The following is a 15,047-nucleotide window of genomic DNA, read 5'->3' as shown; positions in this document are numbered from 1 at the left end:
GCGACCGCCACCTGCGCTGCGACGAAGCGCCCGGCCGCGTCGGCGAATGGATCGGCACGCGTTGGATCGCCGATGGACACCCCCCTTTGACAGGCTCCGTCATCGCGCCTATATCCGCGTCTCACCACAGCTCTCGGGACATGAAGCGCCGTCGCGCAGCGCATCGTACGAATAGGGAGTTGCTGGTTCCAGGACGCTGAAGGCCGACGCACGGGGTTGCGATCGGCTTTTTTGCGTCCCGTCTCGCGTCCCGCCCGGGGGCTCCCGGGCACGACATTCAGGCCGGCACCGGCCGCGATTGAGGACAGATAACGCTCATGGCCACCAAGGCGATCCAGGGCAGCACCGCCAAGCGGCGCATCCGCAAGATCTTCGGGGACATCCACGAAGTCATCCAGATGCCGAACCTGATCGAGGTTCAGCGCGAAAGCTACGAGCAGTTCCTGCGGTCCGACAAGAGCACGGGCCACGTCTCGGGCCTGGAGAAGACGCTGCGCAGCGTGTTCCCGATCCAGGATTTCGCCGGCACCGCCTATCTTGATTTCGACGACTACGTCCTCGAACCGCCGAAGTTCGACGTGGAGGAATGCCGCCAGCGTGGCATCACCTATGCCGCGCCGATGCGCGTCACGCTGCGCCTGACCGCGTTCGAGGTCGATCCGGATACCGAGGCCAAGTCGGTCATCGATATCAAGGAGCAGGATGTCTACATGGGCGACATGCCGCTCATGACCGAGAACGGCACCTTCTTCATCAACGGCACCGAACGCGTCATCGTCAGCCAGATGCACCGCTCGCCGGGCGTTCTGTTCGACCATGATCGCGGCAAGACCCACGCGTCGGGCAAGTATCTGTTCGCCGCGCGCGTCATCCCGTATCGCGGTTCTTGGCTCGACTTCGAATTCGACGCCAAGGACATCGTCAACGTCCGCATCGACCGCAAGCGCAAGCTGCCGGTGACGGCGCTGCTCTACGCGCTCGGCATGACCAGCGAGGATATCCTCAACCACTTCTACAACCGCGTGACCTACGTGCGCGGCGAAGGCGGCTGGCGCATTCCGTTCGCGGCCGAGAACTGGCGCGGCGTGAAGCCGCTGTTCGACATCGTCGATGCCAATTCGGGCGAGGTGGTGTTCGCCGCCCAGCAGAAGATCAGCCCGCGCGCCGCCAACAAGGCGGCCAAGGACGGCCTCACCGAGCTGCTGATCCCGACCGAGGAGATCTACGGCCGCTATTCGGCCTATGACCTCATCAACGAGACGACCGGCGAGATCTACGTCGAGGCGGGCGATGAGATCGGCCCCGACAATCTCGAAAAGCTCGACAAGGCGGGCATCGATCGCATCGAGTTGCTCGACATCGATCACGTGTCGACCGGCGCGTGGATCCGCAACACGCTGAAGGCCGACAAGGCCGAGGAGCGCGAGCAGGCGCTCTCCGACATCTACCGCGTCATGCGCCCCGGCGAGCCGCCGACGCTTGAGACGGCGGAGGCGCTGTTCGCCGGCCTGTTCTTCGATCCGGACCGCTACGACCTGTCGGCCGTCGGCCGCGTCAAGCTCAACATGCGCCTCGACCTGGATGCCGAGGACACGGTGACGACGCTGCGCACCGAGGACATCCTCGCGGTGGTCAAGACATTGGTCGACCTCAAGGACGGCAAGGGCGAGATCGACGATATCGACAATCTCGGCAACCGCCGCGTGCGTTCGGTCGGCGAGCTGCTCGAGAACCAGTATCGCGTTGGCCTGCTCCGCATGGAGCGCGCGGTGAAGGAGCGCATGTCCTCTGTCGACGTGTCGACAGTCATGCCGAACGACCTCATCAACGCCAAGCCGGCGGTCGCCGCGGTGCGTGAATTCTTCGGCTCGTCGCAGCTGTCGCAGTTCATGGACCAGACCAACCCGCTGTCCGAAGTGACGCACAAGCGTCGCGTCTCGGCGCTCGGGCCGGGCGGCCTGACGCGTGAGCGCGCGGGCTTCGAAGTTCGCGACGTTCACCCGACGCACTATGGCCGCATCTGCCCGATCGAGACGCCGGAAGGCCCGAACATCGGCCTCATCAACAGCCTCGCCTCGTTCAGCCGGGTCAACAAGTACGGTTTCATCGAAACGCCGTACCGCAAGATCATCGACGGCAAGGTCAGCGACGACGTCGTCTACCTGTCGGCGATGGAAGAGGCCAAGCACACGATCGCGCAGGCCTCGGCCGAGCTGAAGGACGACGGCAGCTTCGCCGAAGACCTCGTTTCGGCGCGTCAGGCGGGCGAGTTCCTGATGGCGCTGCCCGAGACGATCACGCTGATGGACGTCAGCCCGAAGCAGCTGGTGTCGGTCGCCGCGTCGCTCATCCCGTTCCTGGAGAACGACGACGCCAACCGCGCGCTGATGGGATCGAACATGCAGCGCCAGGCGGTGCCGCTCGTTCGTGCCGAGGCGCCGTTCGTCGGCACTGGCATGGAAGAGACCGTCGCGCGTGACTCGGGTGCTGCGATTTCGGCACGTCGCGCCGGCATCGTCGACCAGGTCGATGCATCGCGTATCGTGGTGCGTGCGACCGGCGAGGTCGATTCCACCAAGTCGGGCGTCGACATCTACACGCTGATGAAGTTCCAGCGTTCCAATCAATCGACCTGCATCAACCAGCGTCCGCTGGTGAAGGTTGGCGATGTGGTGAACGCCGGCGACGTCATCGCAGACGGTCCGTCGACCGAGTTCGGCGAACTGGCGCTGGGCCGCAACGCGCTGGTCGCGTTCATGCCCTGGAACGGCTACAACTACGAGGACTCGATCCTCATCTCCGAGCGGATCGTGAAGGACGACGTGTTCACGTCGATCCACATCGACGAGTTCGAGGTGATGGCCCGCGACACGAAGCTGGGGCCGGAGGACATCACGCGCGATATCCCGAACGTCGGCGAGGAAGCGCTGCGCAACCTCGACGAGGCGGGCATTGTCTACGTCGGTGCCGAGGTCGAGCCGGGCGACATCCTCGTCGGCAAGATCACGCCGAAGGGCGAGAGCCCGATGACGCCGGAGGAGAAGCTGCTCCGCGCCATCTTCGGTGAAAAGGCCTCGGACGTGCGCGACACCTCGCTCCGCCTGCCGCCGGGCGTTGCCGGAACGATCGTCGACGTGCGCGTCTTCAATCGCCACGGCATCGACAAGGACGAGCGCGCGATGGCGATCGAGCGCGAGGAGATCGAGCGCCTGAAGAAGGACTCGGACGACGAGCGCACCATCCTCAACCGGGCGACCTGGAGCCGCCTGCGCGAGATGCTGCTCGACCAGGTCGCGACCGCGGTGCCGAAGGGCCTGAAGAAGGGCTCGACGATCGACATGGACCTGCTCGACAGCGTCGACCGCCACGAATGGTGGAAGTTCGCGGTGCAGGACGATGCGGTCCAGTCCAACCTGGAAGCCGTCAAGCAGCAGTATGACGAGGCGGCCAAGCGGATCACGGACAAGTTCCACGATCGTCGCGAGAAGCTGGAGCGGGGCGACGAGCTGCCGCCGGGCGTGCTCAAGATGGTCAAGGTCTTCGTCGCGGTGAAGCGCAAGCTGCAGCCGGGCGACAAGATGGCCGGCCGTCACGGCAACAAGGGCGTCATCAGCCGCATCCTGCCGCAGGAGGACATGCCCTTCCTCGCGGACGGGACGCCGGTCGACCTCGTCCTCAACCCGCTGGGCGTGCCGAGCCGGATGAACGTCGGCCAGATCTTCGAAACGCACCTCGGCTGGGCGGCCCGTAACCTGGGCATGCAGGTCGCGACCGCGCTCGAGGATTGGCGCGAGGCCAACCCGGATGCCAAGGCGGGCGAGATGCCTGACGCGGTCAAGGCGCGCCTCGTCGAGGTCTATGGCGACCATTATGCCGAGGACATCCAGAGCCGCGAGCCCGAGGATGTCGCCGAGCTGGTCAAGAACATCCGGACCGGCGTGCCGATGGGTACCCCCGTGTTCGACGGCGCGCGCGAGAGCGACGTGTCGGCGATGCTGGAGCTGGCGGGTCTCGACCCGTCGGGCCAGTCGGAGCTGTTCGACGGCCGTACCGGCGACAAGTTCGACCGCAAGGTGACCGTGGGCATCATCTACATGCTCAAGCTGCACCACCTCGTGGACGACAAGATCCACGCGCGTTCGATCGGGCCGTACAGCCTCGTCACCCAGCAGCCGCTGGGCGGCAAGGCCCAGTTCGGCGGCCAGCGCTTCGGCGAAATGGAGGTCTGGGCGCTCCAGGCCTACGGCGCGGCGTACACCTTGCAGGAGATGCTGACGGTGAAGTCCGACGACGTCGTCGGCCGCACCAAGGTCTACGAGGCGATCGTCAAGGGCGACGACACGTTCGAGGCCGGCATCCCGGAGAGCTTCAACGTGCTCGTCAAGGAAATGCGCTCGCTGGGCCTCAACGTCGACCTCAAGTCCATGCAGGACCTGGAAGACGAAGGCGGCCTCGCCGAGGCGGCGGAGTAAGGTCCAAGCCCCCTCTCCCCCTGTGGGAGAGGGGCAAGCCGCGGAACGCGGCGCGGGGTGAGGGGCAGTGCGGGACGCCAGCCGTACCGTCCCCTCACCTTCCCACTGCCTTCGGCAGCGGGCCCCTTCCTCTCCCACAAGGGGAGAGGAGCAAGAGATTCTAAGAGGACAGGTTCATGAACGAACTGACCAATTTCGCCAATCCGATCGCGAAGCCGGAAACCTTCGACCAGATCCAGATCGGCATCGCTTCGCCCGACAAGATCCGTTCGTGGTCGTTCGGCGAGATCAAGAAGCCCGAGACGATCAACTATCGCACGTTCAAGCCCGAGCGTGACGGCCTGTTCTGCGCGCGCATCTTCGGTCCGATCAAGGATTACGAATGCCTGTGCGGCAAGTACAAGCGCATGAAGTACAAGGGCATCGTCTGCGAAAAGTGCGGTGTCGAAGTCACCGTGTCGAAGGTGCGCCGCGAGCGGATGGGCCATATCGAGCTCGCCGCGCCGGTCGCGCACATCTGGTTCCTGAAGTCGCTGCCGAGCCGCATCGGCCTGCTGCTCGACATGCAGCTCAAGCAGCTCGAGCGCGTCCTCTACTTCGAGGCGTATATCGTGATCGAGCCGGGCCTGACCCCGCTCGAAAAATACCAGCTGCTGACCGAAGACGAACTGCTCGAAGCGCAGGACGAATATGGTGAAGACGCCTTCTCCGCCGGCATCGGTGCAGAAGCGGTGCGCATCATGCTCGAGAACCTCGATCTCGAGGGCGAGAAGACGCAGCTGCTCGAAGAGCTGGCGACGACCAAGTCGGAGCTGAAGCCCAAGAAGATCATCAAGCGCCTCAAGGTCGTCGAGAGCTTCCTGGAATCGGGCAACCGCCCCGAGTGGATGATCCTTGAGGTCGTGCCGGTCATTCCGCCCGAACTGCGCCCGCTGGTGCCGCTCGACGGCGGCCGCTTCGCGACGTCGGACCTCAACGACCTGTATCGCCGCGTCATCAACCGCAACAACCGCCTCAAGCGGCTGATGGAGCTGCGCGCGCCGGACATCATCGTCCGCAACGAAAAGCGCATGTTGCAGGAGGCGGTCGACGCCCTCTTCGACAACGGCCGCCGCGGCCGCACGATCACCGGCGCCAACAAGCGTCCGCTGAAGTCGCTCAGCGACATGCTGAAGGGCAAGCAGGGCCGCTTCCGCCAGAACCTGCTCGGCAAGCGCGTCGACTATTCGGGCCGTTCGGTCATCGTGACCGGTCCGGAGCTCAAGCTGCACCAGTGCGGGCTGCCGAAGAAGATGGCGCTCGAGCTGTTCAAGCCGTTCATCTACGCGCGCCTCGACGCCAAGGGTCTGTCGATGACCCTCAAGCAGGCCAAGAAGTGGGTCGAGAAGGAGCGCAAGGAAGTCTGGGACATCCTGGACGAGGTGATCCGCGAGCATCCGGTGATGCTGAACCGCGCACCGACGCTCCACCGCCTGGGAATCCAGGCGTTCGAGCCGGTGCTGATCGAGGGCAAGGCGATCCAGCTTCACCCGCTGGTCTGCTCCGCGTTCAACGCCGACTTCGACGGCGACCAGATGGCCGTGCACGTTCCGCTGTCGCTGGAAGCGCAGCTGGAAGCGCGCGTCCTGATGATGTCGACCAACAACATCCTGTCGCCGGCGAATGGCAAGCCGATCATCGTGCCGTCGCAGGACATGGTGCTGGGCCTCTATTATCTGTCGATGATGAAGGAAGGCGAGCCCGGCGAAGGCATGGTGCTGGCCGATATGGAGGAGGTGCACCAGGCGCTCTTCGCCAATGCGGTGACGCTGCACACCAAGATCGTCAGCCGCGTGCCGCAGACCGACGAACAGGGTAACCAGTACCTCAAGCGCTACGAGACCACGCCGGGCCGCATGCTGCTCGGCGAGACGCTGCCCAAGTCGCACAAGGTGCCGTTCGAGACCGTCAACCGCCTCCTCACCAAGAAGGACGTGGGCGACGTGATCGACGAGGTGTATCGCCACACCGGCCAGAAAGAGACGGTGCTGTTCGCCGATGCGATCATGGCGCTGGGCTTCCGTCACGCGTTCCGCGCCGGCATTTCGTTCGGCAAGGACGACATGATCATCGCGCCCGACAAGGACGTGCTGGTCGACGAGACGCGCGAGCAGGTGAAGGACTTCGAGCAGCAGTATCAGGACGGCCTGATTACGCAGCAGGAGAAGTACAACAAGGTGATCGACGCCTGGAGCCGTTGCGGCGACCAGGTCGCGAACTCGATGATGAACGAGATCAAGGCTGTCCGTCACTATGACGACGGTCCCAACAAGGGCCGTGAGAAGGACATCAACTCGATCTACATGATGGCGCACTCCGGTGCCCGCGGTTCGCAGGCGCAGATCAAGCAGCTCGCCGGTATGCGCGGCCTGATGGCCAAGCCGTCGGGCGAGATCATCGAGACGCCGATCATCTCGAACTTCAAGGAAGGCCTGACCGTCCTCGAATATTTCAACTCCACCCATGGTGCTCGAAAGGGTCTTGCGGACACGGCGTTGAAGACGGCGAACTCGGGGTATCTCACCCGCCGCCTCGTCGACGTGTCGCAGGACTGCGTCATCGTCGAGGAGGATTGCGGCACCGAGCGGGCGCTGGAGATGAAGGCGATCGTGCAGGGCGGTTCGACGATCGCCTCGCTCGGCGAGCGCATCCTCGGCCGTACCACGGCGGAGGACGTCGTCGATCCGAAGAGCAATGCGGTGATGATCCCGGTCGGCACGCTGCTCGACGAGGCGATGGTCGCGAAGATCGAGGCGCTGGGCATCCAGGGCATGAAGATCCGCTCGCCGCTGGTCTGCGAATCGAAGGTCGGCGTCTGCGGCAAGTGCTACGGGCGTGACCTCGCCCGCGGTACGCCGGTGAACATCGGCGAGGCGGTCGGCGTCATCGCGGCGCAGTCGATCGGCGAGCCGGGCACGCAGCTGACGATGCGTACGTTCCACATCGGTGGTGCGGCGCAGCTCAACGAGCAGTCGAACCTGGAGGCACCGGTCGACGGTACCGCCCAGTTCCGCGACCTGCGCCTGATCGTCGACCAGCGTGGCCGCCGCGTGACGCTGTCGCGCTCCGGCGAGATCGCGATCGTCGACATGGACGGCCGCGAGCTTTCGACGCACCGCATCCCGTACGGCGCCTATGTGATGTTCGACGATGGCCACATGCTGTCGAAGGGCGATCGCATGGCGGAGTGGGATCCGTTCACCATGCCCGTCATCACCGAGAATTCGGGTATCGTGAAGTATCAGGACCTCACCGAGGGCAAGACGCTGACCGAGCAGACCGACGAAGCGACGGGCATCGCCCAGCGCGTCGTCATCGAATACCGCACCTCGTCCAAGTCGAAGGAGGATCTGCGTCCGCGCCTGACCCTCACGACGTCGGAAGACGGAGAGGCCGCCCGCTACATGCTGGCGCCGGGTGCGGTGCTGTCGGTCGACGACAATGCCCAGGTCCAGGCCGGTGACGTTCTGGCCCGCGTGAGCCGCGAATCCGCCAAGACCCGCGACATCACCGGCGGTCTGCCGCGCGTCGCCGAACTGTTCGAGGCGCGCGTGCCGAAGGAGGCGGCGATCATCGCCAAGGTCTCCGGCCGCGTCGTGTTCGGCAAGGATTACAAGGCGAAGCGCAAGATCGGCATCCAGCCCGAGGATGGCGGCGACGTCGTCGAGTATCTGGTGCCGAAGTCGAAGGTGATCGACGTTCAGGAAGGCGACTACGTCAAGCGTGGCGACAACCTGATCGGCGGTTCGCCCAATCCGCACGACATCCTGGAGACGATGGGGATCGAGCCGCTGGCCGAATATCTCGTCAGCGAAATCCAGGAGGTCTATCGACTGCAGGGCGTGAAGATCAACGACAAGCACATCGAGACGATCGTTCGTCAGATGCTGCAGAAGGTCGAGATCACCGACGGCGGCGACACCACGCTGCTGAAGGGCGAGCAGGTCGATCGCGAGGAGATGGACGCAACCAACGACAAGCTGGGTGCGAACGAAACCCGCGCGCAGGGCAAGCCCGTGCTGCTCGGCATCACCAAGGCGTCGCTGCAGACCCGCAGCTTCATCTCGGCGGCGTCGTTCCAGGAGACCACCCGCGTCCTCACCGAGGCAGCGGTCCAGGGCAAGCAGGACACGCTGATGGGCCTCAAGGAGAACGTCATCGTCGGTCGCCTGATCCCGGCGGGCACCGGTGCGGGCATGAACCGCCTGCGCGTGGCGGCCTCCAGCCGCGATGCCGCGCTGCGCTCGCAGCAGCGCGCGTTGCAGGCGGCGATCGTCGCTCCCGCATCGGCCGCGGAACTGCGCGCCGCCGAGGCGCAGCGTTCGACCCGCGACGACACCGGCACGGGCTCCGACCCGCTCGCCGAGGTCGTCCCCTCGGGCGACGGCAGCGACGCGGCCGCGGGCGAGTATCTGAACCAGGAGTGATCCTGCGTTTCGGCTAAGGCCTGATGTGAAGAACCGCCGTCCGGGATGCCGGGCGGCGGTTTTTCATTGTGAGGCGATGGACGTTTGATAGGCGGCGGCCCATTGACCGGAGTTGCGCATAGGCATGCCGACGTTTGCCGACGCCAAGCCGCGTCCGGGTAGGACGTCTGGCCACACGTGGTGCTTGCCCCCCACTCACGTGTGGTTCGGGACACGCATGGACGGTAGCCGTTCGGCACCAGTCCCGCTTTTAACTTATCGAATTTCGATAATAGCATTGCTGTTTCTCGATAAGCATGCCATGCCCGTGTCCAAGGGGAACAGACATGGCCACATCCAACCACCTGCTTCGTCGAACCATGCTCCTGGTCCAGGGCCTGCGGATCGCCAATGGCGTGGCCGTGCTGTTCCTGCTGGCAGCGCTCGTCGCCACCCTGCCCGGCGCCGAACTGGTCGAGGCGGCACTGGTCCGGAAATATCACGGCACCGTCGATCCGGCGCTGGCGGTGACGTTCATGCAGATCACCATGCTGCTCAGCCTGCCGTTCGGCCTCGCGATCGAACGGCTGCTGGTCGCGCTGCGGGCGATCCTGCGGACGGTGGAGACAGGCACCCCCTTCTCCAGCGGCAATGCCGCGCGGCTGCGCACGATCGGCTGGATGCTCCTGCTGGTGCAGATCGCCGATATCGGCTTCGGCATCACGACGGTGTTCGCCCGGTCGCTGCGGATCGATTATCTCAACTGGCAGCCGAGCTTCACCGGCTGGGTCGCGGTGCTGGTCGCCTTCGTGCTGGCGCAGGTGTTCGAGCGCGGCACCGCCATGCAGGACGATCTGGACGGCACCGTCTGATGCCGGTCCGCGTCCACCTCGACGATCTGCTGCATGCCCGCCGCATGACGCTGACCCAGCTCAGCGAGCGTGTCGACATCACGCTCGCCAACCTGTCGATCCTCAAGACCGGCAAGGCGAAGGCGATCCGCTTCTCGACGCTGGAGGCGATCTGCACCGCGCTCGATTGCCAACCCGGCGACATACTCACCTTCGATCAGGAGGACGATGCACCATGACGTTCCTGCACGCCTATCGCGACGCCTATCGGGGCAGCATCGCCTTTCTCGTCGCCTGCACTCTCCTAGCGCTGATCCCGGTGGCGTTCGAACTGCTCCAGCATGTCGCGGAAGTACGCATCGGCATGTACGACAGCATCGCCGCGGCCAAGGCGACGGAGCACCATCCGGTTCGCATGGCCTTCGGCATGGCGAAGGTGCTGTCGCTCATCCTCCCCGGCTATTGGATCACCCGGTTCCTCGCCTTCGGCGATCGCCGGCGTGCCGCGGCTGCGGAAAAGCCTGCGGTGGCGCTGTTCGCCGGCGTAGTCTGCTTCCACCTCGTGCTCGCCGCCGTGCAGCTGTTCGTCCTGCCGCGTTCCACGGCCGTGACGTTGATCGGCTTCGCGATCGGCCAGGTCGTCGGCTGCCTGCTACCGGTCTGGTCCGTTGCCGCCGCGCTCGGCAACCCACGGATCGGGCCGTTGACGTCGAGCCGCATCATGGCGCGGCAGCTGCCCTGGACCTTCGCCTATCTGCTGCTGACCATCCTGCCGCTGATGGTGCCGCATTACGCCCTCGGCGCCGCGGCGTTGCTCGCTGGCAAGGCCTGGCTATGGCCGGTGCTGGTCGCCGACTCGCTTCTGGTCGGGCTGCTCAGCGCCGTGATGATCGCGGGGAGCTACGTCGCAGCGCTGCGCGCCGCGCGGCGGCTTGGCATCGATCTCGCGCCGGTCGGTGCGGCGGGCGGACAAGCGATGGCCGCGTCGTCGCCCTACGGTATTTAACGTATATTACACCACGCCCATCCGCCCTACCCCAGTGTCGGCACGAGGGGAGATGCGATGGGATCGTCGAAGCGACTGATCGGAGGCGCCGGTGGCCGCAACGCGTCGGTATCCCTGCAGACCATGGAGGCTTTGCTGGCGGAGGCGGTCGATCTCGCCGACGCCCTCGAACTGGACTTCGTCGCCATCCGGATCGAGGAGGCGCTCACCCTGATCCGCAGCCATGGCGCGGACAGCGGGAACGCCGCCAGGAACTGATCGCGCGGCCGCCGGCGGCGCTCAATCGTGCAGCGCCGGATTGATCATCCCGCACATGTGGGAAATGAAGGCGATCCGCAGCGCCTGGGAGAGGGATTGCGCGTCCATCTTCGCCATCAGATTGGCGCGATGAACCTCCACGGTGCGCGCCGAGATCGCCATATGCCGCGCGATCTGCTTGTTCGACCAGCCCCGCGTCAGCCCCTCCAGCACCTCGCGCTCGCGCCCGCTCAGCATGTCCAGCGCGGCGTTGACCCGCCGCATGGTCGCCTCGCGCCGTCGGGCGCGGGTGAGCCGCTGGCCGCCGATGGCGATCGCGGCGAACAGCCGGTCGGGGTCGGCGGGCTTGGCCATGAAATCGATCGCACCGCCGCGCATCGCCGTCACCGCGCACTCGACATCGCGACAGTCGGTGACGATCACGCTGGGCAGTGCGACGCCGGGATCGGCCAGGCGCTGCTGGATGCCCGCCGCATCGGCCCCGCCGCCGTAGGGATCGATGACCACGCACCCCGGGGCGACATCACCCACCGCCGCGATGAAATCGGCGATCGACGACCAGACCTCGACCAGATGCCCCCGCCCCTCGATCATCGTCGCCACCCGCCGGCCGGCGGCGGGATCGACATCGACGACGTGCACGCGGACGGCTTCCCCCGTCATCAGCATGTATGCTCCCCTTACGCATCGTTAAGGTCATCTTAGCCATGTCCATTACGGACTTAAAGCCGTTACCGCGCTGACGGCGTGCGATTGTGGGACGGTGCCGGATCAAGCGTGCGGGCGTGCGACCTCCTCGCTGATCGGACGGCGCGGCGCCGTATCCATCGTGCGTGCGATCGTTTCGAAGCGGCCATCGGCGATGCGGATTTCGTTGAACGCGGGCGGGGAGTTGCGCACGCGCTTCGATAGCGTCCCTGCCCCGATCATGCGCACGATGCGGCCGTCGCGATCCACCGGCACGTCGAAGGGATCGTGGACGTGGCCGGACAGGACAGCATGCGCGCCCGCCGCGGCGAGAGCGGTGAGCGCGCTGTCGCCGTGGCGCGTCTTCGCCGTGCCCTTGGTTCCGCCCTCGATCAGCGGGTGATGCGCGGCGACGAAGATCAGCCTGCCCTCGGGCGCCGCGGCGATCAGCGCCAGCGCCCGCCGCAACGATCCGGGACTGACCCGACCCTTGGACCAGTTCCAGCGCCATTGCGCGCGCGCCGTCGTCTTGAGCGGCACGATCGTCACGCCGGCGAGGTCCAGTTCGCGCTCGATCATCCGCTCCACCGCGGCATAGCGTTGATAGGGGGCAAACAGGCGGCGGAACGGATCCCAGTAATAGGGGATATCATGGTTGCCGACCTCCAGCGTCACCGGCACGCCCAGGCTGCGCAACCAGGCGCCGCCGCGTTCGAATTCGCTGCGCGTCGCCCGCATGGTCAGGTCGCCGGTCATCACCACCGCGTCGGGCCGCTCTTCGCGGACGCGTTCGCTGAACCAGGCGATCGCCTGCGGATCCTCGGCACCGAAGTGCACATCGCTGACGTGAAAGAGCTTTACCATGGTCCCCCAGATGATTGCGATTGTCCGATCGTCGCTATCCCGCCCCAGGCCGATCCGGCAAGCCGGGCGGGCACAGCGCCGCACGCTGCTCCGCCAGATCGCCGGCGCGTGACGCGATCTGTTCCACCGCGGGACGATTCGACGGATGCCATGCCGCAACCCCTTGATGACACCGGGCAGAAAGCGTCCAACCCGCGGTCAGGGCGTACCGTTCCACATAGCGGAATTAACGTGGATCAACCCGCCATGGATTGTATAGCCGCACGGGCGCGCCCATGGTGGACCGACGCAGTATCAAGAGTGACCATGGCCATACCCCATCCGATCGAGCCGGCGCTCGATATCAGCGCATGCGATCGCGAGCCGATCCATATCCCTGGCGCCATCCAGCCGCATGGCCTGCTGCTGATCGCCGAGGGCACGGGCGAGCATCGCATCCTTGCCGGCGCCGGCGATATCGAGGGGCGGCTCGCGGCCGAATGGCTCGATCGGCCGCTCGCCGAGCTGATCGGCCAGGATGTCGCCCATCTGCTCAACACCTTTCCCGGCGGTCCCAACGCGCGCACGCCTGCCCCCGTCGAAGGGACGGCGGAACGCTTCATCGCGACACTGCATCGCAGCGGCACGCATCTGCTGGTCGAGCTGGAGCCGGCCGCCACCGATCCGCTGACGGCGGCGACGATGCTCGCCTGGCTCGATGCGGTGGCGAGCAGTTTCGAACGCGCCGGGGACAAGCAGACCCTGTATGCCCGCGCCGCGGCCGCGTTCCGGACGCTCACCGGCTTCGACCGGGTGATGATCTACCAGTTCCTCGACGATGATGCCGGACGCGTCGTCGGCGAGGATCGCGCGCTCGAATTGCACAGCTTCCTCAACCATCACTTCCCGGCATCGGACATTCCGCAGCAGGCGCGGGCGCTGTACGTCCGCAACCGGACGCGTGCCATCCCGACGGTGGACTACGACCCTGCCCCCCTGCGGCCGGCAGGTTTCGCGGCGTGCGATCTCAGCGACGTGGCGGTGCGCCATGTCTCGCCCATCCACCTCCAGTATCTGCGCAACATGGGCGTGGGCGCGTCCGCATCGATCTCGATCGTCAAGGACGGGCTGCTGTGGGGGCTGATCGCCTGCCACCACAACAGCCCGCGCCTGCTGCCGCCCGATCTCCGCAACGCGGCGGCGACGCTGGCGAGCGGCCTCGCCCGGCAGATCCGCGCCAAGGAAGAGGCTGCCGCCTATCGCGAGCGGCTGGCGCTGCATGCGGCGCAGGATGCCATCGTGCCGCGGTTCGGCCATGAAGAGCCGTTGCGCCGCACGGTCGCCGCGGTGGCCGACGACCTGCGCGTCATGCTGGGCGCCGACGGCTTCGCCCTGGTGACCGGTCGCGACATCGAGGCGGTCGGTCATTGCCCGTCCGACGAGACGTTGCGCGAGATCGCACGCTGGGTGCGCAGCCGCGGCGGCGAGCCGGTGAGCACGCACGAACTGGGCGCGCTGCTGCCGACCGCGCGTGCGCAGGCGCAGCATGCCAGCGGCCTGATCGCGCTGCCACTGTACGACGAGGATGCGATGCTGCTCTGGTTGCGCGCCGAGCGGATCGAGGAGATCGAATGGGCAGGCAATCCCCATAAGGCGGCGACCGGCCCCGGCGGCATGCTGACGCCGCGCGCGTCCTTCGCCAGCTTCACCGAAACGGTGCGTGGGCGGGCCCGGCGCTGGACGCTGGAGGAGGTAGAGGCCGCCTATCGCCTGCGCCGCCGCATCCAGGAGGAACGGCAGCATCGGCAGGTCCGCATGCTGAACCAGGAATTGGGCCGCACCCTGCTTGAAAAGGACGCCCTGCTCGCGCAGAAGGACGTCCTGATGAAGGAGGTGAACCACCGCGTGCAGAACAGCCTGCAGCTGGTCGCCTCGTTCCTGCGGCTTCAGGCCAAGAACACCGACAGCGGCATCGTCGCCGACCAGTTGGCGGAGGCGCAGGCGCGGCTCGCCGCGGTCGCGCTGGTGCATCGCCGGCTCTATCGCGAGGATCAGGTCGAAAGCATCGACCTGTCCCGCTATATCGAGGAACTCGTCGCCGACATGCGTACCTCGCTGGGCGCGGACTGGGCGAAGCACATCTCGCTGGAGCTCGCCCCCGTGCTGGTGCCGACCGATCGCGCGGTCAACATCGGCCTGGTGCTGACCGAACTGGTCATCAACGCCACCAAATATGCCTATGTCGACCGGGCGGGGCCGATCGCGATCGTGCTGGAGCGGCACGGCGGCAAGTTCCGCCTGATCGTCGCTGACGAAGGCCGCGGCAAGGATCCGAACGCCGAGGCGCAGGGCTCCGGCTTCGGCAGCCGGATGATGAGCGCGATGGTGCAGCGCCTGTCCGGCACGCTCGACTATGGCGACAACGGCCCCGGCCTGCGCGCCATCGTCACCGCCCCGATCAGCGAAGTCTGATCCGGGCCGCGGC

At 66.1% G+C, this 15,047-nt stretch carries 9 protein-coding genes; 7 read left to right on the top strand and 2 right to left on the bottom strand.

From position 1 onward, the window contains the following. Positions 1-317 precede the first annotated feature (317 nt). From rpoB to AC4GY7_RS07280, 6 genes are all read left to right on the top strand, one after another. Positions 318-4,472, top strand: a complete 4,155-nt coding sequence (rpoB, locus tag AC4GY7_RS07305) for a DNA-directed RNA polymerase subunit beta (protein WP_443584892.1) — start codon at positions 318-320, stop codon at positions 4,470-4,472. 176 nt (positions 4,473-4,648) lie between these two features. Further along, positions 4,649-8,938, top strand: a complete 4,290-nt coding sequence (gene rpoC, locus AC4GY7_RS07300) for a DNA-directed RNA polymerase subunit beta' (protein WP_443584891.1) — start codon at positions 4,649-4,651, stop codon at positions 8,936-8,938. Between the two features lie 326 nt (positions 8,939-9,264). After that, the gene (locus AC4GY7_RS07295; RefSeq protein WP_491112778.1) at positions 9,265-9,789 is read left to right on the top strand and encodes a DUF2975 domain-containing protein; all 525 of its coding nucleotides are present in this window, start codon (positions 9,265-9,267) and stop codon (positions 9,787-9,789) included. Continuing rightward, on the top strand, positions 9,789-10,007 hold the full coding sequence (locus AC4GY7_RS07290; protein ID WP_443584889.1) for a helix-turn-helix domain-containing protein: 219 nt from the start codon (positions 9,789-9,791) through the stop codon (positions 10,005-10,007). The genes AC4GY7_RS07295 and AC4GY7_RS07290 overlap by 1 nt, the downstream gene beginning before the upstream one ends. After that, positions 10,004-10,774 (top strand): hypothetical protein, encoded by a 771-nt coding sequence (locus AC4GY7_RS07285; RefSeq protein WP_491112777.1) that lies wholly within the window; start codon positions 10,004-10,006, stop codon positions 10,772-10,774. Before AC4GY7_RS07290 ends, AC4GY7_RS07285 begins: the two co-directional genes overlap by 4 nt. Before the next feature lie 57 nt (positions 10,775-10,831). Further along, positions 10,832-11,032, top strand: a complete 201-nt coding sequence (locus AC4GY7_RS07280) for a hypothetical protein (protein ID WP_491112776.1) — start codon at positions 10,832-10,834, stop codon at positions 11,030-11,032. A gap of 21 nt (positions 11,033-11,053) precedes the next feature. Here AC4GY7_RS07280 and AC4GY7_RS07275 read toward each other — a convergent pair whose 3' ends face one another. Continuing rightward, complete coding sequence (locus AC4GY7_RS07275; protein ID WP_491112775.1) at positions 11,054-11,701, bottom strand: response regulator transcription factor; 648 nt, start codon at positions 11,699-11,701, stop codon at positions 11,054-11,056. Between the two features lie 102 nt (positions 11,702-11,803). Then, entirely contained in the window at positions 11,804-12,583 is a 780-nt protein-coding gene (locus AC4GY7_RS07270) for a metallophosphoesterase family protein (protein ID WP_491112774.1), read from the bottom strand. Positions 12,584-12,889: 306 nt separating this feature from the next. Here AC4GY7_RS07270 and AC4GY7_RS07265 point away from each other — a divergent pair, with 306 nt between their 5' ends. Further along, positions 12,890-15,034 carry a histidine kinase dimerization/phosphoacceptor domain -containing protein gene (locus tag AC4GY7_RS07265; protein WP_491112773.1) on the top strand — a complete coding sequence of 715 codons (2,145 nt, stop codon included), beginning with the start codon at positions 12,890-12,892 and terminating at the stop codon, positions 15,032-15,034. Positions 15,035-15,047 lie beyond the last annotated feature (13 nt).

Source organism: Sphingomonas sp. SP5 (assembly GCF_058313455.1).
This window is presented reverse-complemented; position numbering and strand designations above follow the sequence as displayed.